The sequence below is a fragment of the Marinobacter sp. MMG032 genome (genome assembly GCF_040112695.1).
Classification (GTDB): domain Bacteria; phylum Pseudomonadota; class Gammaproteobacteria; order Pseudomonadales; family Oleiphilaceae; genus Marinobacter; species Marinobacter salsuginis.
In genome coordinates this window covers 3,493,994-3,517,325 of the sequence record NZ_CP157802.1, presented here as the reverse complement: position 1 = coordinate 3,517,325, position 23,332 = coordinate 3,493,994, and the positions used below count along the sequence as shown (strand labels likewise).

The 23,332-nt window shown below is 57.8% G+C and carries 22 protein-coding genes; 11 read left to right on the top strand and 11 right to left on the bottom strand.

Translation table 11 applies throughout. The features are described 5' to 3' along the window. The first annotated feature begins 83 nt into the window (after nucleotides 1-83). Entirely contained in the window at nucleotides 84-1,496 is a 1,413-nt protein-coding gene (locus tag ABNF92_RS16210) for a sodium-dependent transporter (protein WP_349342727.1), read from the top strand. 50 nt (nucleotides 1,497-1,546) lie between these two features. On the opposite strand, the gene ABNF92_RS16205 is transcribed toward ABNF92_RS16210, so the two are convergent. The 4 genes from ABNF92_RS16205 to ABNF92_RS16190 form a co-directional block, all read right to left on the bottom strand. After that, nucleotides 1,547-2,449: an NAD-dependent protein deacetylase gene (locus ABNF92_RS16205; protein ID WP_069182934.1), complete on the bottom strand. Its 903-nt coding sequence runs from the start codon at nucleotides 2,447-2,449 to the stop codon at nucleotides 1,547-1,549. Between the two features lie 14 nt (nucleotides 2,450-2,463). Further along, the gene (locus ABNF92_RS16200) at nucleotides 2,464-3,195 is read right to left on the bottom strand and encodes a spermidine synthase (RefSeq protein ID WP_153633781.1); all 732 of its coding nucleotides are present in this window, start codon (nucleotides 3,193-3,195) and stop codon (nucleotides 2,464-2,466) included. 194 nt (nucleotides 3,196-3,389) lie between these two features. Continuing rightward, nucleotides 3,390-3,959 (bottom strand): DUF1415 domain-containing protein, encoded by a 570-nt coding sequence (locus ABNF92_RS16195; RefSeq protein ID WP_349342726.1) that lies wholly within the window; start codon nucleotides 3,957-3,959, stop codon nucleotides 3,390-3,392. A 192-nt stretch (nucleotides 3,960-4,151) separates the two neighbouring features. Then, complete coding sequence (locus tag ABNF92_RS16190) at nucleotides 4,152-5,738, bottom strand: ABC-F family ATPase (protein ID WP_349342725.1); 1,587 nt, start codon at nucleotides 5,736-5,738, stop codon at nucleotides 4,152-4,154. Nucleotides 5,739-5,920: 182 nt separating this feature from the next. Between ABNF92_RS16190 and ABNF92_RS16185 the strand changes: the two genes are divergently transcribed. Then, complete coding sequence (locus tag ABNF92_RS16185) at nucleotides 5,921-6,199, top strand: peptidylprolyl isomerase (protein WP_048495872.1); 279 nt, start codon at nucleotides 5,921-5,923, stop codon at nucleotides 6,197-6,199. Nucleotides 6,200-6,308: 109 nt separating this feature from the next. On the opposite strand, the gene ABNF92_RS16180 is transcribed toward ABNF92_RS16185, so the two are convergent. Next, nucleotides 6,309-7,490, bottom strand: a complete 1,182-nt coding sequence (locus tag ABNF92_RS16180; RefSeq protein WP_349342724.1) for a Xaa-Pro peptidase family protein — start codon at nucleotides 7,488-7,490, stop codon at nucleotides 6,309-6,311. Between the two features lie 97 nt (nucleotides 7,491-7,587). Between ABNF92_RS16180 and ABNF92_RS16175 the strand changes: the two genes are divergently transcribed. Further along, nucleotides 7,588-8,667, top strand: coding sequence for an MBL fold metallo-hydrolase (locus ABNF92_RS16175; RefSeq protein ID WP_349342723.1), 1,080 nt, complete (start codon nucleotides 7,588-7,590; stop codon nucleotides 8,665-8,667). On the opposite strand, the gene ABNF92_RS16170 is transcribed toward ABNF92_RS16175, so the two are convergent. Then, the gene (locus ABNF92_RS16170; RefSeq protein WP_349342722.1) at nucleotides 8,639-9,469 is read right to left on the bottom strand and encodes a DUF2059 domain-containing protein; all 831 of its coding nucleotides are present in this window, start codon (nucleotides 9,467-9,469) and stop codon (nucleotides 8,639-8,641) included. The two genes, ABNF92_RS16175 and ABNF92_RS16170, sit on opposite strands and share 29 nt — an antisense overlap. Nucleotides 9,470-9,568: 99 nt before the next feature. On the opposite strand from ABNF92_RS16170, the gene ABNF92_RS16165 reads away from it, so the two are divergent. After that, nucleotides 9,569-10,276, top strand: coding sequence for a lysozyme-like domain containing protein (locus ABNF92_RS16165; protein WP_349344102.1), 708 nt, complete (start codon nucleotides 9,569-9,571; stop codon nucleotides 10,274-10,276). A 6-nt stretch (nucleotides 10,277-10,282) separates the two neighbouring features. Here ABNF92_RS16165 and ABNF92_RS16160 read toward each other — a convergent pair whose 3' ends face one another. Next, nucleotides 10,283-11,182: a LysR family transcriptional regulator gene (locus ABNF92_RS16160; RefSeq protein ID WP_349342721.1), complete on the bottom strand. Its 900-nt coding sequence runs from the start codon at nucleotides 11,180-11,182 to the stop codon at nucleotides 10,283-10,285. 129 nt (nucleotides 11,183-11,311) lie between these two features. On the opposite strand from ABNF92_RS16160, the gene ABNF92_RS16155 reads away from it, so the two are divergent. Next, nucleotides 11,312-11,506, top strand: coding sequence for a hypothetical protein (locus tag ABNF92_RS16155; protein ID WP_349342720.1), 195 nt, complete (start codon nucleotides 11,312-11,314; stop codon nucleotides 11,504-11,506). Between the two features lie 116 nt (nucleotides 11,507-11,622). On the opposite strand, the gene ABNF92_RS16150 is transcribed toward ABNF92_RS16155, so the two are convergent. Beyond that, the gene (locus ABNF92_RS16150; protein WP_349342719.1) at nucleotides 11,623-13,305 is read right to left on the bottom strand and encodes an AMP-binding protein; all 1,683 of its coding nucleotides are present in this window, start codon (nucleotides 13,303-13,305) and stop codon (nucleotides 11,623-11,625) included. 339 nt (nucleotides 13,306-13,644) lie between these two features. Next, nucleotides 13,645-14,073, bottom strand: a complete 429-nt coding sequence (locus ABNF92_RS16145) for an Lrp/AsnC family transcriptional regulator (RefSeq protein ID WP_349342718.1) — start codon at nucleotides 14,071-14,073, stop codon at nucleotides 13,645-13,647. Between the two features lie 117 nt (nucleotides 14,074-14,190). On the opposite strand from ABNF92_RS16145, the gene ABNF92_RS16140 reads away from it, so the two are divergent. Then, nucleotides 14,191-15,306 carry an arginine N-succinyltransferase gene (locus ABNF92_RS16140; protein WP_349342717.1) on the top strand — a complete coding sequence of 372 codons (1,116 nt, stop codon included), beginning with the start codon at nucleotides 14,191-14,193 and terminating at the stop codon, nucleotides 15,304-15,306. Then, nucleotides 15,296-16,102 (top strand): DUF1338 domain-containing protein, encoded by an 807-nt coding sequence (locus ABNF92_RS16135; RefSeq protein ID WP_349342716.1) that lies wholly within the window; start codon nucleotides 15,296-15,298, stop codon nucleotides 16,100-16,102. The genes ABNF92_RS16140 and ABNF92_RS16135 overlap by 11 nt, the downstream gene beginning before the upstream one ends. 22 nt (nucleotides 16,103-16,124) lie before the next feature. On the opposite strand, the gene ABNF92_RS16130 is transcribed toward ABNF92_RS16135, so the two are convergent. Beyond that, a complete protein-coding gene (locus ABNF92_RS16130; RefSeq protein WP_349342715.1) occupies nucleotides 16,125-16,781 on the bottom strand; it encodes a protein-L-isoaspartate(D-aspartate) O-methyltransferase in 657 nt (218 codons plus the stop codon). Nucleotides 16,782-16,972: 191 nt separating this feature from the next. Between ABNF92_RS16130 and ABNF92_RS16125 the strand changes: the two genes are divergently transcribed. Further along, the gene (locus tag ABNF92_RS16125; RefSeq protein ID WP_069182920.1) at nucleotides 16,973-17,638 is read left to right on the top strand and encodes a hypothetical protein; all 666 of its coding nucleotides are present in this window, start codon (nucleotides 16,973-16,975) and stop codon (nucleotides 17,636-17,638) included. A gap of 15 nt (nucleotides 17,639-17,653) precedes the next feature. Here ABNF92_RS16125 and ABNF92_RS16120 read toward each other — a convergent pair whose 3' ends face one another. Continuing rightward, nucleotides 17,654-18,430 (bottom strand): TSUP family transporter, encoded by a 777-nt coding sequence (locus ABNF92_RS16120; protein ID WP_136629403.1) that lies wholly within the window; start codon nucleotides 18,428-18,430, stop codon nucleotides 17,654-17,656. Nucleotides 18,431-18,526: 96 nt separating this feature from the next. Here ABNF92_RS16120 and ABNF92_RS16115 point away from each other — a divergent pair, with 96 nt between their 5' ends. The 3 genes from ABNF92_RS16115 to ABNF92_RS16105 all read left to right on the top strand — a co-directional run bounded on the left by ABNF92_RS16115 (nucleotide 18,527) and on the right by ABNF92_RS16105 (nucleotide 23,304). Next, a complete protein-coding gene (locus ABNF92_RS16115; protein ID WP_349342714.1) occupies nucleotides 18,527-20,404 on the top strand; it encodes a methyl-accepting chemotaxis protein in 1,878 nt (625 codons plus the stop codon). A gap of 83 nt (nucleotides 20,405-20,487) precedes the next feature. Continuing rightward, nucleotides 20,488-21,549, top strand: a complete 1,062-nt coding sequence (locus ABNF92_RS16110) for a PA0069 family radical SAM protein (RefSeq protein ID WP_349342713.1) — start codon at nucleotides 20,488-20,490, stop codon at nucleotides 21,547-21,549. 66 nt (nucleotides 21,550-21,615) lie between these two features. Continuing rightward, nucleotides 21,616-23,304 (top strand): L,D-transpeptidase family protein, encoded by a 1,689-nt coding sequence (locus ABNF92_RS16105; protein ID WP_349342712.1) that lies wholly within the window; start codon nucleotides 21,616-21,618, stop codon nucleotides 23,302-23,304. Nucleotides 23,305-23,332 lie beyond the last annotated feature (28 nt).

Below are 23,332 nucleotides of genomic sequence, written 5' to 3'. Positions count from 1 at the left end.
CGGCGCACCCCTCAGGAAGCTGCAGGCAGCTGCAGCTTCCCTCTTAAACCCTGATACAAAAACAAATACTTCGGGAGATAGTTATGTCCGTCACTTCTTCAGATTCCGCCGCCTATTCGGGGCAGCTTGAAGGTTCAAACGCCCAACGCGGGCTCTGGTCATCACGTCTGGCCTTTATTCTGGCCGCTACCGGCTCCGCAGTGGGCCTGGGCAATATCTGGAAATTTCCCTACGTGACCGGCGAAAACGGGGGCGGCGCCTTCGTGCTGGTTTATCTGCTGTGCATCGCGGTTGTGGGTATTCCCATCATGATGGCGGAAGTCATGATCGGTCGTCGCGGCGGTCGAAGCCCCGTCAAGAGCCTGAGCCTGATTGCCGAACGGGACGGCCTCAACCCGGCCTGGAAGCTGGTCGGTGCCATCGGTATTCTGGCAGGTTTCCTTATTCTCTCGTTCTATTCGGTGATTGGCGGCTGGGCCATTTCCTACGTGGGCACAACCGCCAGCGGCCAGCTTACCGGCCAGACTGCTGACGCCGTCGGCGCTATCTTCTCGGGTCTGCTGAGTGATCCCACAACCCTGCTCGCCTGGCATACATTGTTCATGGCGCTGGTCATGGTTGTGGTTGTGAGGGGTGTTCGCTCGGGTCTTGAGCGGGCGGTCAGCATCCTGATGCCAGCCCTGTTCGTGCTCCTGCTCATTGTGGTGGGGTATGCAATGACCACCGGGCACTTTGGCCAGGCCGCGGCGTTTCTGTTTCAGCCGGATTTCTCCAAGCTCACAACGTCCGGGATCCTGGTAGCTCTGGGCCATGCGTTCTTCACCCTGAGCCTGGGTATGGCAGTAATGATGGCCTACGGCTCCTACCTGCCCAAGAATATTTCCATCGCCAAGACCTCCATGACCGTGTCGGTCATCGACACCGGTGTGGCACTGTTGGCCGGTCTGGCCATCTTCCCGATCGTGTTTGCCAACGGCCTTGAGCCGGGTGCCGGCCCGGGCCTGATCTTCCAGACCCTGCCGCTGGCTTTCGGCCAGATGCCCATGGGCTCCCTGTTCGGCACCCTGTTCTTTGTCCTGCTGATCTTCGCCGCCTGGACATCCGGGATCTCGCTGCTGGAGCCTATCGTGGAGTGGCTGGAGGAGCGTAAAGGCATGAACCGCACCGTCAGCACGCTGGGCGCCGGTTTTGTCTGCTGGGGACTGGGCATTGCCTCGATTCTGTCCCTGAACCTCTGGTCCGACTTCGCTCCGCTTGGCTTTGTGCCCATGCTGGAAGGCAAGACCATTTTCGACCTGCTGGACTTCTTCACCGCCAACATCATGCTGCCGCTGGGTGGTTTGCTTGTGGCCCTGTTTGCAGGCTGGGTGATGTCGCGCCAGGCCATGGAGAAGGAACTGGCACTGTCTCCAGGCATGTTCAATCTCTGGCTAATCACCGTGCGTTTTGTGACGCCGGTAGCGGTGGCCGTGGTATTTATCTACAACCTGATGTAAACAGCGTGAAATTGGGGTCAGATGAACGCTTTCATCTGACCCCTTCTTCGTCAGAGTTGCGTGAGGGCCGACGCCAGGGTCTCCCCGATACGGGCATTCAGTTTCAGATCCACCAGATCCTCGGCCCGTGTCCGCCCAAGATTCAGGGTGGCAATGGGCTTGTTCCACTCATTGGCGTACCGGCAGAAACGGAAGCCGGAATACACCATCAACGACGAACCGATCACCAGAAGGCCATCACTGGCTTTCAGCGTATCCAGGGCCGAATACACCCGGTCTTTCGGAACGAAGTCACCGAAGAACACCACATCCGGCTTAAGAATCCCCTCGCATTTCGGACAGTCCGCCAGCCGGAAATCCTCGAAATCGACATCCAGATCGGCATCACCGTCCGGCGCTGTCTCGGCCGTGTATTTCTGGAAGCCCGGGTTCAGATCGGCGCAGCGATCGTGCACCTCATCCCGCGGGCAACGGTAGCCGCAACTCATGCACACAACCTCATCGGCCCGCCCGTGCAAATCCGTTACCGCCCGGGTACCCGCCTTCTGGTGAAGCCGGTCGACATTCTGGGTAACCACCAGGCTGCTGTGGTTCAGCAGTTCGAGATCGGAGATGTAATGATGAGAGGGATTGGGCCTGGCGTTGCGCATCACCGGCCAGCCAATCAGGCTGCGGCCCCAGTAGCGCTGGCGCGTGTAGAAGTCTTCCATGAACGCCTTGTGCTGGACCGGCTGCTTGCGCTTCCAGGCGCCATCGCCGTCCCGGTAATCCGGGATGCCCGAATCGGTACTGACCCCGGCACCGGTCAGAATCAGCAAGCGGGGGTAGCGATGGATAAACTCCGCCAGCAATGCCCCGGCCTCCTCCGGCTCATGCAACACCGGCGGCTGCTCCGGCTCGGGCAGACGCTGGCTGGAACTGAAAGGTCGGCTACGGTGCGTGGTCAAAGACATACAGACTCCGGTTTTCAGCCCGGCTTGCGGGCCACATACACGGTGTTAAACGATTCCCTGTTCTGAAATGGATTGAAAAAGGATACGACATGGCAGGCCACATCGGTGAACACTTCGTTGAGAACGGCCATGAACTCGTCATCCTCGCCCTCGTTCGACCACATGGCAAACACGCCCCGGGGCTTCAGCTGCCGGGCCATCAGGCGCAGATTGTTGGCGGTGTAAAAGCTAGCGCTTGAATCGTGAAGCAGCGCCCGGGGTGAATGGTCGATGTCCAGGAGGATGGCATCGAATTGTTTGCCGGGGTTCTCAGGATCGAAACCACCAACCTCTGGATCGGTAACCGCAAGGTCGAAGAAGCTGCCATGAACGTAGCGGTTCCTCGGATCGGCATTCAGGTTTTTACCCAGGGGGACCAGTTCCTGCTGATGCCAGCCGATGACTGGCTCCAGGTACTCAACTACGAGCAACTCGGCAACCCGCTCATGCCTGAGCGCGGCCACGGCGGTGTAACCCAGGCCCAGGCCACCGACCACCACATTCAGGTCGTCACCCTCGGTTTCGCCAAGTCCGATATCCGAGAGGGCTACTTCAGCATCCACGAACATGCTGGACATCAGGAATTCCTCGCCCAGCTTCACCTCGTAGATATCCCGGTCACCAATAGCAGGAATCCGGCGCCGGCGAAGCGTGATCTCCCCGATCACCGAAGGCTGGCTGTCAATTTGCTCGAAAAGCAGTCCCATTAATTCCAACTCTTATGTTTTAGCTGAAAAAGATACACCTGAGTTCGTCGCTACCAGCCTTAAAGTCCGTGCCAGGAGCAGCTGGGAGGACCCTTTCAAAACACGCTCCTTGCGGCACATCCATGTGACGCTTGGGCTCCGCCATCCCTGGCTCCGCACAGTTTTGAAAGGGTCCTCCCAGCCGCTCCTTCCGTTCACTCCCCAGTCCGCTCTGGCGCAGATCGATCCAGACACGCCTTTAAAATGCCTCGCATCTTCTCCGCGCCGAGTTGTTCCATCAATTCAATGTTTCTCTGAGGAATGCCATCCACATCCGGATAACTGTCAATCGCCGCTTCCAGACTGGCTTCTCTCAAAAGGTGCAGCATGGGAAACGGTGACCGATTGGTGTAATTCTCCGCCGCATCCGGCTCGGTGCCTTCAAACTGATACTCCGGATGAAAACTGGCAATCTGGTAAACGCCTTCCATATCCAGATACGCCAACAAACCATCGGCCGCATCCAGAAACTCATTGTAGGGACCGAAACCCTGCAATACACCCGGATGGATCAACAGCGTGGTTTCAATCTCCGGTTCGTCTTCCAGACGTTGAAGCTCCGAGTGAAGGGCCTGCAGCAGCTCATCCTCGGTTGTTGCTTCCGACACAATAAACCGAACCCGGTTCCGAACCAATTCCCGTTTGGCGAACGGGCACAGGTTATAGCCAACGACCACGTCTTCGACCCATTTGCGGGTAGCAGTAATAATCCCGGTCTCATCCATACTGGATTCTCTTTTTTTAGAGGCCCGCACAGAAGTCCGGTCGGGCAGCCGGGGAGGGCTGTCCAAAACTGTGCGGAGCCATGGATGGCGGAGCCCAAGCGTCACATGGACGTGCCGCAAGGAGCGTGTTTTGGACAGCCCTCCCCGGCTGCCCAGCCCCCAAATCTTGGGCTCAAAAGAAAACTCAGAGACTCAGGCGTATCCCTGACTCCGAAGATAATCATCATAAGAGCCGCTGAAATCAGTAATGCCGTCAGCCTTAAGCTCAATAATCCGGGTCGCAAGGGAAGACACAAACTCCCGATCATGGCTAACGAAAATCAGTGTACCCGGATAGTTCTCCAGCGCCAGGTTCAGCGCCTCGATGGACTCCATATCCAGGTGGTTCGTCGGCTCATCCATCAGCATCACGTTGGGCTTCTGCAGAATCAGCTTGCCGAACAGCATCCGCCCCTGCTCGCCGCCGGAAATCACCCTTACCGATTTCCCGATGTCGTCCCCAGAAAACAGCATACGCCCCAGGGTGCCGCGCACCAGCTGTTCACCACCCTTGGTCCACTGGGCCATCCAGTCGGTCAGGGTTTCATCGTCGGCAAAGTCCGCCGTGTGATCCTGGGCGAAGTAGCCCACTTCCGCGCTGTCGGTCCACTTCACCTCGCCGCTGTCGGGGGTGTAGGCGCCGGCCAGGCATTGCAACAGGGTGGTCTTGCCGATGCCATTGGGGCCGATGATGGCGACACGCTCACCGGCTTCGATCTGAAAGTTCAGCTTGGACAGCACACATTCCTCACCGAAGCCTTTGTAGAGATCTTTCACGGTCACGGCCTGGCGGTGTAGCTTCTTGCCCTGCTCGAAACGGATAAACGGGCTCACCCGGCTTGAAGGCTTCACCTCTTCCAGCTGGATCTTGTCGATCTGGCGAGCGCGGGAGGTGGCCTGTTTGGCCTTGGAGGCGTTGGCGGAGAAGCGGCTGACGAACTGCTGCAGCTCGGCAATCTGTGCCTTCTTCTTGGCGTTGTCCGCCAGCATGCGCTCGCGGGCCTGGATGGCGGCGGTCATGTATTCGTCGTAGTTGCCCGGGAACAGGCGCAGTTCGCCGTAGTCCAGATCCGCCATATGGGTGCACACGCTGTTCAGGAAATGGCGATCGTGGGAAATGATGATCATGGTGCTGTTGCGGGCCACCAGGATGTTTTCCAGCCAGCGAATGGTGTTGATGTCCAGGTGGTTGGTGGGCTCGTCCAGCAGCAGAACGTCCGGATCGGAAAAAAGGGCCTGGGCCAGCAGCACCCTCAGTTTCCAGCCCGGCGCGAGGGCACTCATTGGGCCGTTGTGCTGTTCCAGCGGGATATCCAGGCCCAGCAGTAGTTCACCGGCACGGGATTCAGCCGTATAGCCGTCCATTTCCGCGAACTGCACTTCCAGGTCCGCCACCGCCATGCCATCTTCTTCGCTCATTTCCGGCAGGGAATAAATCCGGTCACGCTCTTTTTTGACGTTCCAGAGCTCTTCGTGACCCATGATCACGGTATCGATGACCGAGCAATCCTCGTAGGCAAACTGGTCCTGTCGCAGTTTACCAAGACGGGTGTTGGGCTCCAGCATGACCTGCCCGGCGGAAGGCTCCAGGTCGCCGCCGAGAATTTTCATCAGCGTGGATTTGCCACAACCGTTGGCCCCGATCAGGCCATAGCGGTTGCCGTTACCGAATTTGGCGGAGACGTTTTCAAACAGGGGTTTAGCCCCGAATTGCATGGTGATATTGGCGGTGGAGATCAAGAAACAAACCTGTCGATGTGGGGCCGGGCGAACGCCGGCGAAAAGAAAGGCGGCATTGTACAGGTTTGCCCGTTGGACTGTGAGGCCGCAGAAACACGGATAAAAAGGCTTGCCTCCGGCGAGCTGTGCGGGCAGCATTCCCGTTCTGATGTACCCATTCATCCGACATAAGGACTTTGATCATGGCACAGGCAACAGCGCGCCACATTCTGGTAGACAGCGAAGCAAAATGTGAAGAACTGAAGAAGGCGATTGAAGGCGGTCAGGACTTTGCCGAAGTGGCAAAGCAGCACTCCTCATGCCCCTCCGGCCGTAATGGCGGCGACCTGGGCTCCTTCGGCCCGGGCCAGATGGTGCCGGAGTTCGACAAGGCCGTATTCAACAGCGAATTGAATACCGTGATCGGCCCGGTCAAGACCCAGTTTGGCTATCACCTGCTGGAAGTAACCAGCCGTAGCTGATGATTCCTGGTTTCATACCGGGAATACCAACCATCGGCCGGCAACTGCCGTTGCTGGCCGGTGCTGCTTCGCTACTCATTGCGCCCTTCCTGTTTATTGGCGGGCCGGATTAACCAAGCGTCCAGGGGTTATCCGTGATCGGTTCTGCGCCATCTTCGGTAACCAGAATGGTTTCACTACACCCAATGCCCCACTGCCCCGGGATGCGCAAGCAGATGGGAAGATGGAAGACCATGCCGGGTCGGAACTCCAGATTGCCGCCCCTGGCGATAAAGCCCGAGCCCTCTACCCAGGAGGGTGGAAATTGTGCGCCCACCGTGTAGCCGAAGACGCCGGAGAAGAACACCTTGCCCGCCAATGGCTGGAGTGCTCTCTCTGCGTCCTGGGCGGCCTGATCGAAGGTGACCCCCGGGCGAACCGATGCCAGCAGAGTGTCGACAACCCGCCGGCAGCCGTCATGCACCTTTCTCATTTCAGAAGAGGGCTCTGCCCCGGCCACAACAGTCTGCATCATCGGGGCGGTGTAGCGGTGCCAGGCTGATCCGAATTCCAGAAACACCGGATCGCCTTCCTGCACCACCGTACGCTTGTGATTGCAGTGGATTACGCTGCTTCGACGCCCGGTCACGACAATCGGCTGCATACTCATAAACTCACTGCCAGCCTCCAGCAATGCCCGGGCACCTTCGGCGGCGATGTCATTGTCGGTGACACCCGGTTGGACCGCGGCCACGGCTGCCCTGAGACCTTCGGCGGTGATCCGCGCGCTTTCCCGCAAAAAACGGATTTCGGCATCCGACTTCACGATCCGGATCTGTTTCAACAGACCGCCGTTGTTCAGAAACCGAACGCTTGCCATTCGTGCCTTCAGGCTTTCCAGCACGCCATGGCGCAGGGACCCGTGCCAGGCATCAATGCCCACCGTTTCCACGCCGTCGTTAAGAGCCTGGACCAGTGGTTCGAGCACTTCACCGATGCCTTCCCAGCGGTAGCCGCTGACCCGGGCAACCCGGGTGGTCACCATGGCTGGCCCCATTTCAATGGAAGGCACCTGCAACAGGAGGTCCTCCTGGGTAACCACCAGGGCCACATGCACAGACACCTCAAAGGTGCTGTAACCGGTCAGGTAAAAAATGTCGGAAGGATCAGTCAGCAACAGCGCACCAAAATCCTCCCGGGCCATCCTGTCCCGGACACGGGCCAGACGCTCTGCAAGTTCCTGCTCTGGAAACGGACATTCCACCCCCCTCAATTGTGAGGACAAGGCTTTCTGATAGGCGTTGAAATCCATAACGGCACTCCTCACTGGCATATACTAGGGAGATTGGACCCTATTCCAGCTTTGCACAAATCCCACTCACCGAATAATTCATCAATCGGGAGACCCCATGGGCCGCAAGCAACAGAGCGATGGTGCTGTCCAGGTCAGCGTCGAGTTGGGCGCCCTGACCAGCGTTACCAGCGATCCGCAAGTGGCAGTGCGTGCAGGGCCTGTGGTCGCGTCCCTCGTGAACGGTGTTTGCGGTGACCCTTTATTGCAGCTCAGGCTTCTGCATCAAGCCCGCAGTCTTCTGTTTGATCTGGGCGATACCGGGCGCATGCCACTCCGGTCTGCGCACCAGGTAACTGACGTTTTCATCAGTCATTGCCACGCCGACCATATCGGGGGATTCATGTGGTTTCTTCGCAGCCGGATCGGTCACTTCCCGCCCTGCCGGCTGTTCGGACCACCAGGGTTGGTGCGGCACATCACCGGATTGATCAGCGGTATTCTGTGGGATCGCGTGGAGGATCGGGGCCCGAGATTCGTGGTTCACGAATGGCACGGCGACCACCTGAAGCGCTGGAGAATAACCGCCGGCGACAGCACGCCCACGGTGCTGGAAGACCAGCCCACCCCTGGCGATGTGCTGCTCCGGGAACCGGAATTCCAGGTTCGTGCTGCCATGCTGGACCACGGCACGCCTGTTCTGGCTTTCGCCCTGCAACCTTTTGGCAAGCTGCAGGTGCGCAATGACCGGTTGCGGGCTGAAGGCCTGACACCCGGCCCCTGGCTACATAACCTGAAAATGGCTGTTCTGCGCCAGCAGCCGGATGAACTGATCTCACCAGACGCCAGGTGCACCTATCGCGCCGAGGATCTGGCCCGCAAGCTCCTGATTCAGGCGCCGGGGGAAAAAATTGCCTACGGCACGGATTTCGCCGACACCCCCGATAACATCCGGAAAATGACGAATCTGGCCCAGGGGGCCCACACGCTGTTCTGTGAGGCCTCCTTCATGGCGGTGGACGAGGATCAGGCCCGGCGAACGCATCACCTTACCACCAGGGCGTGTGCCGACATCGCTAACGCGGCGAACGTTCGGCAACTGATTGCATTCCACTTTTCCCATCGCTATGAGCGCAAACGGGACGACGTCTACAGGGAGCTTGCAGGATTCACTGACCGCCTGGCGATTCCGGACTGAGAAACCGCGACATCTGCTTGCCGATACTCTCCACCGGCTCGGTGATTGCCTGCTGAATGCTGTTGGTCACAACCTTCGAGAAGGCTGAACCGGCCGGGCTCTCGAGAAACTCCAGGTACAGGCCCATCTCCTGTGCACCGATGTTCTGGTAGGTGTACAGATAGCTGTCGTAAACCTGCTGACCAACAACGCCCCTGAGCATGCTGCGCTGGCTTTCAATGCGCTGGCGCAGCTGTTCATAATTGGCCGAGTCACTGCTGAACGCCGCCATCGCAGTTGCCAGACCGAGCTGGACTGCGATAGTGGTATCTACCGCGCTCTCTGTTGCCCGGGCCGCCCGATCAAACCGATCGAACATGTCCGCTCTGCGAGTACCTTTGTACTGGCTGTTCAGTTCCGCTGCGCTGGCCTGGATTTCCTGCCAGGCAGAGGGCTCGGAAGCCGCAATCTCGGCGGCGGAGATCTTTTTGGCCACGGGGGTTTCGTACCAGTCATGAACGGCCTGAAGCTGCGAGTCGGTGAGGCTGGCTTGCAGATCGTTAACGATCTGCTTCTCGATGTCCACCGAGTTGAAGCCGCTGCTGACAATGTTGCCGATGGTATTGGCCATCATCGGAGGGAGCTGACCATTCTGCTTCAGCCCCTCACGGATGCCCTGGCTCATCATCGCCGGGTAGCGGGCCACAATGTCGTCAACAGGCGATACTGCCAGCACCTCCCGGGCTTCCGGCGCCGCCTGGGCAGTACCGGTCATCAGCAGGGCTGTGACTAAAAGAGGTTTAATTAGGGGAAATCGCATCATTTACCTATCATCCAGAACGTGTCGTTGATTCCCTTATGCCATGGGTGTGATGCGTGCGGCAAGCAATCCCGGGGGGCCGGAGATGACGGTTTGGTAGGAATACGGAAAAGACCTCGCCGGCGAAACAGAGGCCGGCGCACAACTCTGGAGATCTGGAAAAGCCGGGCCAGATGGTATGGGCTCCCGATACTCGGTCTGTTGATGGGCACCTGGGCAACCCTTCGCTTCAGCCTGCTGGCACCGGATCCCCCGGCAAATCCCGAAGATGTCTGCGAAATTTTCCGGGAGCACCCCGTCTGGTACGACTACGCCAGCGAATCCGAGCAACGTTGGGGCACGCCCATCGCCACCCAGATGGCGTTCGTCTACTACGAATCCTCGTTCCGCAGTCATGCCCGGCCGCCACGAACCCTACTGTGGGGATTTATCCCCTGGACCAGGCCGACAACAGCCTACGGGTATGCCCAGGCACTGGACCCTGCCTGGCAGGAATATCTCGTGGCCAACGGCGAGGGCTGGTTTACCGTGCGCACCGACATGGAATATGCGCTGGATTTCGTCGGCTGGTACAACCAGCTGAGCCACCAACAGCTGGGTATTCCCTATTCAGCACCCAGGAAGCTGTATCTTGCCTACCATGAGGGCCGTGGAGGTTACGCTCGCAGGAGTTTCGAACAAAAGCCGTCCGTCATGAACCTGGCGGGACGGGTGCAGAACCGGGCCTTCCGATATGACAACCAGCTCAAAACCTGCGAGCAGGAGTTCCAGTGCTGGCGCTGGTACCAGTTCTGGCCATTTTGCGGCTGATGCTCGCTAAAAAGTCGAAGAAATTTCAAGTTGGGACTCCAGAGCCTGAAGTCGTTCAACCAGGTATTCCATGACGATGCGAACCCGGGCCATTTGCTGGGTGTCCTGATTGACATGCAGCCATAGGTCAACACTCTCACCTTCCAGCGGGTCCGACAGACGACGGAGTTCGCGGGTGCCCTCCCCCAGATAGCAGGGCAGAACAGCCAGCCCCGCACCAGCTTTCGCCAGAACATGCATGGATTGCAAGCTGTTGCAGCGAATGAAAGAAGTGACATTCTTCAGGTGCTTCCTGTACCACCGGCCAGTGGCCAGATGGCTGAAGGTTTCATCCGGCAGGATCCAGAGGCAACCTTCCGGGTGATTCTCGATGTCCATGTTGCGGTGACGCCGGCAATAACGCGCAGCCCCGTATACAGCAGACTCGATGGCCGCAATCCGCTCGCCTTCCAGGGTTGCCTGGGGCTTGTTTTCCGATCGCAGGGTGAGGTCGGCTTCGCGATGACTCAGATTGGCCACGTCGTTGTCGGTCAGGGTTTCCAGTTCTATGTCCGGAAACTCGCGCACCAGCTCGGCGAGGATCGGGCTGAGCAATGCATTCATCATCGCGTCTTCGGCCGCCAGCCTCACTTTGCCGACCGGCGCTGAATCCTGACCAACCAGTTTACGCTCGAGATTTTCCATCTCTATGGCCAGCCGCTCGGCCTCCCGAAACGCGGTTTCGCCCACCGGCGTCAGATGCAATCCATCCCGGCTACGTTCAAAAAACTGCACCCCCATCGACTCTTCCATCTGATCGAGTCGACGCAAAACTGTGGTTTGGTGCACACCCAGTAATTCTCCGGCTTTGGCAAGTGTTCCACCTATTGCCAGAGCCCTTATGTATCGAAGATAATCCCAGTCCATAGCTACTGCATATTTGCAACGTGAGTAGGGATTTTAACGTATTTGAGCTGCAAATAAGAACCCTTAGAATCGTCTGTAAATTAAAGGTAGATCGCTAATCAATTCACCAGAAATAAGGAGGAAGGCGCTATGACTCAGAACCATAACGCAACCGTAAACCCGCTGCCGTCCAGTATCCTCCACAACAGTGCTGAGGTCAGGCGCCAGTATACCCGTGCTGCAGCAAAGCAGGCGGTACAGTTTGTCAGTCGTAAGATGCGGAACTTCAACCGGAAAGCAGCAAACGTTGCTCCGGACATGAGCCAGATGCAGGGCGGCCACTAAACGGCAGCTGGGTCTGGCATGAGCGGGGAGATCGCTCAGGCTGAGAACAGAAAGAACATAAGGATTTGAAAACGCCGGTGGTACCCTTGGGGCCACCGGCGTTTTGCGTTAGCGGATCAGAATTCCCAGACGACTTTCCTCTTCTGGCTGAACCAGTCGTCCATCTTCTGGTTGTAGAAGTCTTCAATCACGTTCCGCTTGATCTTCATGGTCGGCGTTAGCATGCCATTTTCCATGGTCCAGGGCTCCCGGACCACAACCACAAAGGCGACCTTCTCGTGGGACTCGCATTCCGCGTTCACCGCGTCCAGCTCGGCCGCGAGTTCCTGCTCCAGCTCACCGCGATCAGCGCCGGTTTCCAGTTCATCCCGGGCTTCCTCGGAAAGCAGGACCATCAGGCAAGGCTGAGGCTGGTTCGCGCCAGCGACACAGACCACCTCGGCCTTGGGATGATTGAAGCGGTTCTCGATGGGCACCGGAACCACGTACTTGCCCTTGGACGTTTTGAACAGATCCTTTACCCGGCCAGTGATCCGAAGGGTACCGTCCCGGTCAATTTCGCCCATATCGCCGGTTTTCAGGAAGCCGTCGTCAGTAAGGTCCTCTTTGGTTTTCTCTTCATTCTTGTAATAACCCAGCATCTGCCCCGGGCTTTTCACCTGCACCTCGCCACCCTCGCCGATACGGTGTTCCACTCCAGGGTTAGCCATCCCCACAGAGCCAGCACGGGCCTGCCCGGGCCGGTTGGCATGGGAATACCCGAAGTTTTCCGACATTCCGTACACTTCCAACAGCTCCAGCCCGAGATTGCGATACCAGTTGACGATATCCGCTGACAGCGGCGCCGCGCCGGTAAGGGCTGCCCGGCAATAGTCCAGTCCCAGCTGTTTCAGAACCTTCTTTTTGACCAGACCGCTGATAATGGGCAGGTTGAAGAGCAGCTTCTGCTTCTTCGGTGGCAATTTGGCGTTAACACCCAGATAGAACTTCATCCACAGGCGAGGTACCGAGAAAAACAGCGTCGGCCTTGCCCGCTGCAGGTCTTCCTGGAAGGTATCCAGGGAATTCGCAAAGTAGAGATGGAATCCGTAATAGAGGGACTGCGTTTCAACCGCTGCGCGCTCCGCCACATGAGCCAGGGGCAGATAGGACAGCATGCGTTCTTCAGAGGAAACCGGGAACAACTGCTGCAGGCCATCGGCCACTGAAATCATGGTGCGGAAACTGTGCATGACGCCTTTCGGACGGCCGGTGCTGCCCGAGGTATACACAATGGTGGCCAGGTTGTCCGGATCCGGCAATTTGGGCTCTGCCGGTTGCTGGTCGGCGATGATATCCAGCCATTTCGGGGTGTCGTCCCGTGGCGACATGGGCAGCGAAATGATCGGTAGGTCGTCCGGAATGTGGTTCTTGATGTCGTTCCAGCCGTCTGCGGTGCCATCCAGTTTGCCGAGGAACAGCAGCTTTGCCTCACTGTGCTCAAGCACGTAAGCGGCCGTGTCACCGTTGAGCGTGGGATAGAGCGGCACGGAAACGTGGCCCGCTGCCCAGATCGCCAGGTCGGCCAGGATCCAGTGCGCACTGTTCTTGCCGAGGATACTGATATTGCTGGGCTCGGGCAGTTCCAGGCTGTTCAGGTAAGCGGCCATCCTGGACACCTGGTCGGCAGCCTGTTTCCAGGTAATATCCTCGACACGGCCATCCGGGTACGGCTGGGTAAGATAAACGTTATCGGGGGTTTCCTCTGCCCAGTAGTACAGGCAATGGAGTGAGGTCTGCTTCCGGGGATCTACCGCCATAAACGGCTCCTTTTTGTTATTTTACTCTATGTTTTGGTTTGCAATTCCTGTTCATACTAGCGTCATTTCAGACCCGCTCAATAGCATTTAGTGCCCGCACGATTGGCAAATTAATCCTCGCCTGAGAGCTGTTCCTCAAAATTTTTCGTAACATTTGTCAAGTTTGAGCTACTGTGAATAGTGTGACTCCACTTTCCGAGCAAATTGGATATGGCAATGAGCAAAGCAAAACGTTCGTTTTTGATCTTTCCCGCCTGGGGCATCATTCTTCTGGGTTCGGGTGCCTTCTTCTACAGTGCCTACGCCGGAATGCTGGGGTACTGATCGGAGCAGGCTTTTCTAGCGTCGGAACCGGGTTTCGAGGACCACGGCAGAGTTGGTCCTCTCAACTCCTTCCAGATTGCCGATGTCATCCAGCACAGTGCTCAGCTCCTCCAGGGACTGGGCCTGCACGATGGCGATCAGGTCGTACTCTCCGCTCACCGAGAACAGCTGCGAAACCTGGCTGATCCCCTCCAGTGCGGCATTGGTCCGGCTGGTCAGTTTCTGGAAAACCTTGATCGATACATGCGCCTCCACCTGGCTGGCAGAAAACTCCCCACCCAACTGCACCGAGTAGCCGCGGATCACCCCGCTGGCCTCCAACCGGGCGATGCGATTCTGTACCGTTGACCGTGACACATGCATGGCCTTCGCCAGCTCGGTAATACTGGCCCGGGCATTCTGCCTCAGCAGCATCAATAGCTTCTGATCCTGAGAACTGATCATTCTGCCAAAACTCCTTATCAATTTGCCGTTATTGTAGACCATTTCGACCGTTATGCAGCTGCAATCTGGCAGCCTCGCCTTTCATACTGAGCCGAAACAAAGCTCAGGATCCTCGCCATGATAATTCGACCAATCGCCCCCAGGGATCTCGATGCCCTGGAACAGATCGCCACTGAATCCGGCCCTGGCTTCACCTCGCTGATGCCGGATCGCGATGCCCTGAGTCGAAAGATCGATCACTCGGTGGAAAGCTTCGCCCGAACGGTAACGAAGCCAGGCGATGAACATTATCTTTTCGTGCTGGAGGACAGCACGACCGGCGATATTATGGGCACCACCGGAATTGAAGCCGCCGCTGGCGTCAACCGCCCTCTCGTCCATTTCCGTCGCAATGCCGTTATTCATCACGCAGAAGATCGACAGAAACGTCAGATTGAGGAAAGCCTGACCCGTTGCCAGCACTACACCGGTTGCACCGAGGTCTGTTCGCTGTACCTTCGGCCTGAATTTCGACGGGCCAATGCCGGCAAACTGCTCTCCCGGGTGCGTTTTCTCTTCATGGCCCTGCACCCGGAGCGGTTCGCAGACACCGTGATCGCAGAAATGCGCGGTGTTTCAGATGCTTCTGGCCAATCTCCGTTCTGGAACTGGCTCAGGCACCAGGTGGCGGATCTGGATTTCATGTCTGCAACACAGCTGGCCTGCTGCGGCCAGAGCGGCTTCATTGACCGGTTCATCCCCGCCACACCCTTGTATACCCGGCAGATGACCGGTGAAGCCATCGCGGCTATCGGTCAGGTGCACGAGGACACCCGTGCGGCACGGCATATGCTGGAACGCGAAGGCTTTCGCCACCGGGGGTTCGTGGATCTTCTGGACGGCGGACCGACCCTGGAGTGCCGCAGGTCAGACATTGCCAGCGTGCGGGAAACCTTCCTGGCAAACACCGTGACCGGGCAACAGGATCCGGCGGACAATTCGGGAGGAACCGGTAAATCCGCTATAGTTGCCAATGCCAGTTGTTCAGAATTCAGGGCTACTGTGACCGATCAGGTCTGGCCTGCCACATACAGCAATGACCTTGTGGTGGAACCGCAAATCGCAAAGCAACTGGACCTTGGCGACGGCAGTCTGGTGTGCTGCCTGCCCCTGGGCCAGACCAGCAAGCAGTCACAGAAGCGCCAACCGCCCCGTCACAAACAGGCTAATGAGGAGATTCGCTATGCATACTGATCCGGACACCCTGTTCGAGAGGCTATGGGAGTCCTATCGGCAGGTGACGCCCTCTGCCGAACGTATACATAAAATCCTGGGCGCCGAAGAGGGGCAGGCCATCGTCAACGATCATATTGCGCTTCGAACCTTCAACCTGGATCCGGTGCGCCTGGACGCCCTGGCCGAGCACTTTCTCAGCCTCGGCTACCGTCAGGGCGGTGAATACCATTTCGAGGCTAAGAAACTCTATGCCAGGCATTATGAGCACCCCTCCCTGGAGCTTCCCAAGGTGTTCATCTCCGAGCTGCTGGTGGAGCAATGTTCGCCGGAGTTACAGTCTGTGGTGAAGCGGCTTGTTGAACAGGTAAGGCCGGAAGCGGTTGCCGCCGATGATTTCCTGTATTCGGGGCGCCACTGGCAAGTCGATTACAACACGTACCGCGAGTTGATGAAGGAAAGCGAATACGCTGCCTGGATGGCCGCCTGGGGCTATCGCGCCAACCATTTCACGGTCAGCATCAACCATCTGGACCAGTTCCGCTCGGTGCCGGAAATCAACCAGTTGCTGAAAGCTCACGGCTACAAGGTAAATGCATCTGGCGGGGAGGTGAAGGGCTCGCCGGAAGACCTGCTGGAGCAATCATCAACCATGGCTGACCGTGTACCTGTGGCGTTTGCCGACCAGACAGTGACCATACCCAGCTGTTTCTACGAGTTTGCCCTGCGTTATCCGAAACCCGATGGCCAGCTCTACTCGGGTTTCGTGGCGGCATCCGCCGACAAGATCTTCGAAAGCACAAACGCTGGCAGCTGATCCAGCGCGTCAGATCTGACCGTCAAGACCACCCCTGCTCGCCGAGCAGGGGGACAAACCGCACCGCGCCCAGGTTATCGGTCCGGAATCCATCCTCTGCCAGGCGGGTAACGCGCATTAGTGTCTGCACGGAATGCTCCGAGCCCACCGGAATGACCAGGTGCCCGCCAACTGCAAGCTGATGCTTTAACGAATCGGGCACAGCTGGCGCGCCCGCAGCCACGACGATACCGTCGTAAGGCTGGTGCTCCGGCCACCCCATGGTGCCGTCGCCGCAGCAAACCTCGACATTGTCAAACCCCTCGGCGGCAAGCGTACGGGCAGCGCGATCGGCCAGTTCCTCTACCCGTTCAATACTGAACACCTCACCGGCAATGCACCCTAGAACCGCGGCGGCATACCCGGAGCCAGTACCTATGTCGAGAACCCTTTCCCCGCCCTCCAGGTCCAGGGCTTCTGTCATTAACGCTACGATATAAGGCTGAGAAATGGTCTGTCCGGCCCCGATGGGCAGGGGGCTGTCATCGTAGGCGCAGTCCCGCATGCGCTCGGGAACGAAGCGTTCACGTGCCACCCGGCCCATGGCCTCCAGCACCAGCGGCGACTCGATTCCCCGGGCACGAAGCTGATAATCCACCATGGAAGCTCTGCGCGATTCGAAGCCATTATCCCGATTCATTGTCTTGATCCCTTCCCGTGGTCTGGCTGATTACCGGAAGTTACAAAGCAGTAACTTTTTTACAACGGCGCACCCAACATTATCTGACTACTTTTTAGTCACCGGCAATGACAGATACAACTACCGAACGCCAAAAACAACAAACGTGCAACGGGAAGGAACACCGGGAACCCCGTTGTCGAGGAGGAGAAATGTCAACATCCGTGAACCATCTTGACGAGCGCACGCGGGATTCCTCCGATTTGCTCGAAGAGATCATGCCCTCAGCCATCACCCTTGCCATGATGCTTCGCCACCGGAAAATGGCGGCCTGGCTGCGTACCGAATTTGACGGCTACCAGGATGTTGCAGCCGCACCGCCCTACCGGCGTGGTTTGCACGGACACATCGTTGCCAAATCTCCCCAATACGGCTGGATTCCTGCACCGGTAGATGATCAGCAAAAAGAGGAATTCGGTTACATGGATCTGCCCGAGGGGGTAAAAGCCCTTGAGAAAATCTGCGTGAACTGCAAAAAGGGCAACGGCAACCGGGTGCTGCTGGAAAAAGACGAGATGGCGGTGCTGCAGAAGCAGATCAATCTGACGGCCGAACTGGCCATCAATCTGAGCCGCGACGCCTATTGCAGGTTGCTTAGAACCGTTCGCGCCGCGATCTACCTCTGGACCCAGGACCTCATGGCCGAGGGTATTGCCGGAGAACACAATCACTACAGCCCGGATGAGCGGGCTAAAGTGGCCCACCTGGATGAACCCGAGAAATTCTGGCGACGGGCCATGGAGGAAGTCGACAACCTCCCGATTCCGGACGTACGAGAGGTTGGGTTCTTCGAGAGGGTGTTCGGACGCGCGGGCTGAAGCCCGCCACTCCGCTTACCACAAGACGCTGACAATCCCGATGCTACTCACCAGCAGCAGCACCGTACCCAACAACCGGAAGAAGACCGGAGTCTCTGCCCGGAGAATCCGGTCGTGAGCGTAAAGCCCTATGACATGGCCCACCGCGGCACAGGGCAACAGCCAGAGGTGGTGGATAAGCTGAAGATCGACGCCGGCCCACACGAAAGCGGCCATTTTGATCAGCACCAGAATAAACCACAGGGCAAACAAGGTATCCCTGAGTTTCTCTTTCGGCAAATGCTGGGCTGCCACGGCTATGATCAGGGGGGCGCCGATCAGGGATGTACCGCTGATGTAGCCCCCCACCATCAGGAAGATCGCATCCACCGTTTTGCTGCCACTGCGGAACGGCCGGTTTACGATGTAGGAGACCGAATAAAGCGCCACGATCACGAATATGATGGCGCTCAGAATGTCGGACGGCATAGTAATCAGGCCAAACACGCCAATCAGCTTGGGCACGATCATGATGCCGAGAATTCGCCAGAGGTATTGCCAGTCGACGGTTCCCGTTCCCGCCTGACGTTGCTCACCCGACCCTCTGCGGTTGTTCATCCAGATGGTCAGGGAAGAAAACACAAGAAGATGAACCGCAATGATCGGCAAGAAGACCAACGGTTGATCCAGAACCAGCAGCAGGAATGGCAGGGACAGAACGGCACCACCAAATCCCAGCCCGGAACGGACAAAACCACTCCAGACGAAAATCAGTGCAATCAGCAGATATTGGTAAATTGCGAGATCAGACATGGATTCCCGGTTGTCGTCAAAAGGGCCGTCATTTGTCCAGAACTGGTCTAAACTCAGCTATTTGCGAAGAAAAATAACATTGTCCGGAGGATGAGAATGGCCCTGTCATGGAAACAGAAGTTCCTGTTGTTGATTGTTGCCACACTGATTGGCCTGGCCATTGCCACACTGGCATCACTGAGCGGGCTTGGCAGGGTATCGGACGCGTACGAGGCCCAAAGCGAAGCGAGAGCCTACGAATCAGCATCCCTCACCCTGCTGAACGACTGGCTGGGTCTCGAGAGAATGAGCGAAAGCCTGGAGCCAAACCAGGTTGAAACCTATCAGGAGCGGCTGGCGTCACTGGCCACCCAGTCATCGGCACTCAATGAATCAGCGCAAACCCTCCCGGGCGACGCCGTAAAGACCACGGCACAACAAATCCACAAACAGGTTGCGGAGTATACCCGACTTCGCACGCAATGGCTGGCCCTGAGCCAACAACTCGGGCTCACGCCGTCGGATGGCCTGAGAGCAACGATGTCCAGTGCGATTGATGAGAGGCTCCGTCAAATCAGCATCTCGATCTTCAACGACGACATCAACACCATCGCCTCTACCTACCGCGATTACCTGGCAACCTTCGACGCGACCTACGCCCAGACCACACGGGAAGCATTGGAGCGGATGCAGGCCACGGTCACAGAAATGGATTGGCAGGAAATCGACATTGGCAAGGCGGTACAGGCCTTCGACGATGCCTTTTCCGACGCCGAGACGCTGATCGCGGATCTGTCCGCCATCGAGAACCAGCTCGCGAGCGCCGGCACTCGAATCAGGGATCTGATCTCGGAACAGAACACCCTGCTCCGCCGGGAGATTATCGTGGCAACGAGCGAACAGGCTGACGCAGCCAGGACAGCCTCAACATGGCTCATCGTTGCAACCGCCGCAGCGGTCGTCATCATCCTCGTACTCACACTCACGACGGCCTCCAGCACCCTGGTCAGGCGACTCAATGAGACCGTAAACCTGCTGACCCGGGTTGCTGGCGGGGACCTCAGCCAACGCCTCGAGCCGGGCCGCAATCCGAATGATGAATTCAATCGCCTTGGCCAGGCGGCCAACAAAATGCTGGACGATGTCTCGGATGTTATCGGCCAGGTCGTCGAGGGTAATCGGACGCTGTCAGTGCTTCAGACCGAACTGAACGCACTGATCGATCAGATGGGAAAAAACGGCGAACAGGTCGAAGATGAAACCGAGCAAACTGCGACGGCGGTTCAGGAGATCTCCCACACCGCAGTGGATATTGCCCAGTATACCCAATCCGTCAATGACGCCGTTCAGAGCGCCAACGGGGCCGCCCATTCCGGTGCCGAGGTGGTCAGGCGCAGCGCCAAAACCATGACCGAACTTGCCGAGCGGATTCAGAAAACCCACGATCAGGTAAGCCAGCTGAGCAAAACCGGAGAGAAGGTCAACTCTATCGTCGGCGTCATTAACGGTCTCGCTGAGCAGACCAACCTGCTGGCTCTCAATGCCGCTATCGAGGCCGCAAGAGCCGGCGAGGCCGGGCGAGGCTTTTCTGTTGTGGCAGACGAAGTTCGATCCCTGGCAGAAAAAACCGTATCTGCCACTAATGGCATCGCCGACATCGTGGAGTCACTGAACCGTGAAACCCAGGCGATATCCGGACTAATGAAAGAGGGCCTCAAGTCCGCCGGCGAGGGTGAGGAAAGTTCAAAAGAGGCGGCCCATTCGATCGAACAGATCACCAGTTCCATCCAACAACTGGCGGGGGATATGAACCAGGTGGTGTCGTCGGTTGAGGGGATATCAACCACCACCGAGGAAATCGCCCAGAAAGTTGAGCAGATTCACGGCCACACCCGAGAAACCGCGGATATCCGCCAAAAGCTCAACGCCCACATCGGGCGACTGTCGTCCCAGGTAACAGCCTTGACCCAGGCCTCCCAGGGCTTTCGGCTCTGACTCGCTGAAACAGCGGTTGCGCGGGCGGTTTACAGAGGTTAGCATACCCGATACTGTACATTTAAACAGTATCGGGTATGCCCATGAAAACTCGCGCCACCGCCCTGAATCCCCACAACCGTTTCCAGCCCATTGTTACTGACCGAGAGGTCGACCCCGTCTGGTATAACGATCCCGAGGACGACCTCAATCCCGATACCCTGGCCACTGAAGTCATTCAGGAAACCGGAAGATCCATCATCAGCCGCAATACCTCCCCGGATGTGCCTTTTGATCAGTCCATAAACCCCTATCGCGGCTGCGAGCACGCGTGTATTTACTGCTTTGCCCGCCCTACCCATGCGTACTGGGACATGTCACCAGGGCTGGATTTCGAGACCCGGCTGATCGCAAAGCCGAACGCTGCAGCGCAGCTGCGAGAAGAATTGGACAAGCCCGGCTACCGGGTTTCGCCGATTGCCCTGGGCGTCAATACCGATGCCTACCAGCCCCTTGAACGGGATCAGAAAATCACCCGCCAGGTGCTGGAGGTTCTTGCCGAGTACCGCCACCCGGTATCGATCATTACCAAGGGTGCTCTCATTCTCAGGGACCTTGATCTTCTCGCCAATATGGCCTCCGAGGGGCTCTGTTCTGTGCGTATCAGCCTCACCAGTCTCAGCAACGATCTGAAACGACGCATGGAGCCAAGGACAGCCGCTCCGGCCACTCGCCTGAAGATGATCAGGCAGCTCTCGGCGGCCGGCATTCCAACCGGGATTATCCTTGGGCCGGTGATCCCCTTCATCAACGATCAAGAAATCGAGTCCATTCTCGAAGCCGCTGCGGACGCGGGTGCTACCCGCGCCAGCTGGATTATGCTCCGATTGCCCCACGAACTGGACGAACTGTTCCAGGACTGGCTGCACCGGCATTTTCCGCAAAGGGCAGAGCACGTGATGAACCGGATGCGCGACCTGCGAGGCGGCAAGAGTTACGACGCCACCTTCGGCCGCAGGATGACGGGCACGGGCCCCTACTCGGATCTGATTCGCCAACGCTTCACCAAAAAGGCACGACGGCTTGGGCTCAACCTCCATGAAGAGGAACCGCTGCGGAAGGATCTTTTCCGGCGACCAGGTGGGGAACAAATGCCACTGTGGTAGCATCAAAGTATCGTCCCTCCGACCACCGCAATTTAATGCCTCTCAGGGATGAGGTGGAGAACATCCATGCATGGAATCAGACGTTGTTATCTCGCCCCGACCTTGTTTGCCCTGTTTGCCACCCTCTGGCAACCCAGCTGCCTGGCCGCAGACGAAGCCATTGTCTCCAGGATTGAAGCCATGGAGGCCGGTTTCCCGGTGCAGGTGCTCGGAAACAGGTTAATGGCCCATCAGGCACTGTCTGCCTTTTATGGCGCCAACGGATACCAGCGAGTATGGCAATCAGCCGAGCTTCGCCGGCAATTGATTGATTCGGTTGAACAAGCCAGCGATGACGGCCTGAACCCGGCTGACTATCACGCGGATATTCTTTCCGGGCTGACGCTCAGACCCATGAGCGATTTCTCTGAGGACCTGAGGGCCGATCTGGATCTGCTTTTCTCTGACGCCTTTCTGATGCTCAGCTCACATATGCTGGTCGGCAAGGTCAACCCACAAACGGTCCACGCCGAGTGGACGGCCAATCGGCGCCAACGCCAGATGGAATCCGTTCTGCGGGATGCGTTGAAGCGCTCGGACATCACCGGCACACTGGATTCGTTGCGGCCATCCGATCCCGCCTACCGAAAGTTGATGACTGCACGACAGGAACTGACCAGATTGCTGGGCCAGCCCTGGTTACCTCTGGCCTCTCGCCCGACCATTCGCCCCGGCGACAGCGATGAGCGGCTGAGTGAAATTCGCCGCAGACTCTCTCTGTTGGGAGAGCTTGCGCAGGGAACTGAAACCGGTACGGATCCGCTTGTCTACGATGCGAAACTTGAAGCCGCGGTGATGGGTTTCCAGGCCCGACATGGTCTTGAATCCGATGGTCTTATCGGGCGCGACACCGTAACGGCCCTTAACCTGATGCCGGTGGAACGACTGCGCCAGATTGACGCCACGCTCGAACGTTGGCGCTGGCTGCCGGAAACCCTGGGCGACACTTATGTACTGGTCAATATCGCCGGATTTGAGATGAAGATGGTCGAAAACGGGGAAGAAGTGCTGCGCAAACGGGTGATCGTGGGCCAGCCCTTCCGTCAAACCCCGGTGTTCAGCGACCGCATCCGGTATCTGGTATTCAATCCCACCTGGACCGTACCGCGCACAGTGATGATTCAAGACCAGTTGCCACAAATTGTCCGCGATACAGGCTATCTCTCCCGACTCAATATCAGCGTTTACCGGGGCTGGGGCGCTGACCGGGAAAAGCTGGATCCTCTGGACATTGACTGGTCATCACTGAACCGGAATAACTTCCCGTACCAATTGGTGCAGGAACCCGGCCCCCAGAATGCCCTGGGGCAGGTTAAGTTCATGTTTCCGAACCAGTACGATGTTTACCTGCACGATACGCCGGGGCGCGGGCTGTTTTCCCGGGCCGAGCGATCATTCAGTTCTGGCTGTATCCGGGTGGAGCAACCGTTCGATCTCGCAGAGCGGCTTCTGGCATCGGCGCCCGGCTGGTCCAGGGAAAAGATTGACCGGGTGGTTTCCGGGGCAGAACCGGAGACGGTCGTGCTTCCGAAACCCGTGCCTGTGCATATTCAGTACTGGACGTCGTGGGTGGACAACGAGGGACAACTGCAGTTCCGCAATGATTTGTACAATCGCGACGCCCGCCTGATCGACCAGCTCCGGAAAACCGCCGAGGGGGATACGCGCTACACTACACCGGTATCCGTCTCGAATCCGGAACGGGCAAAGCTCTGAAACAGGATACACCCATCAGTTGAGGAGA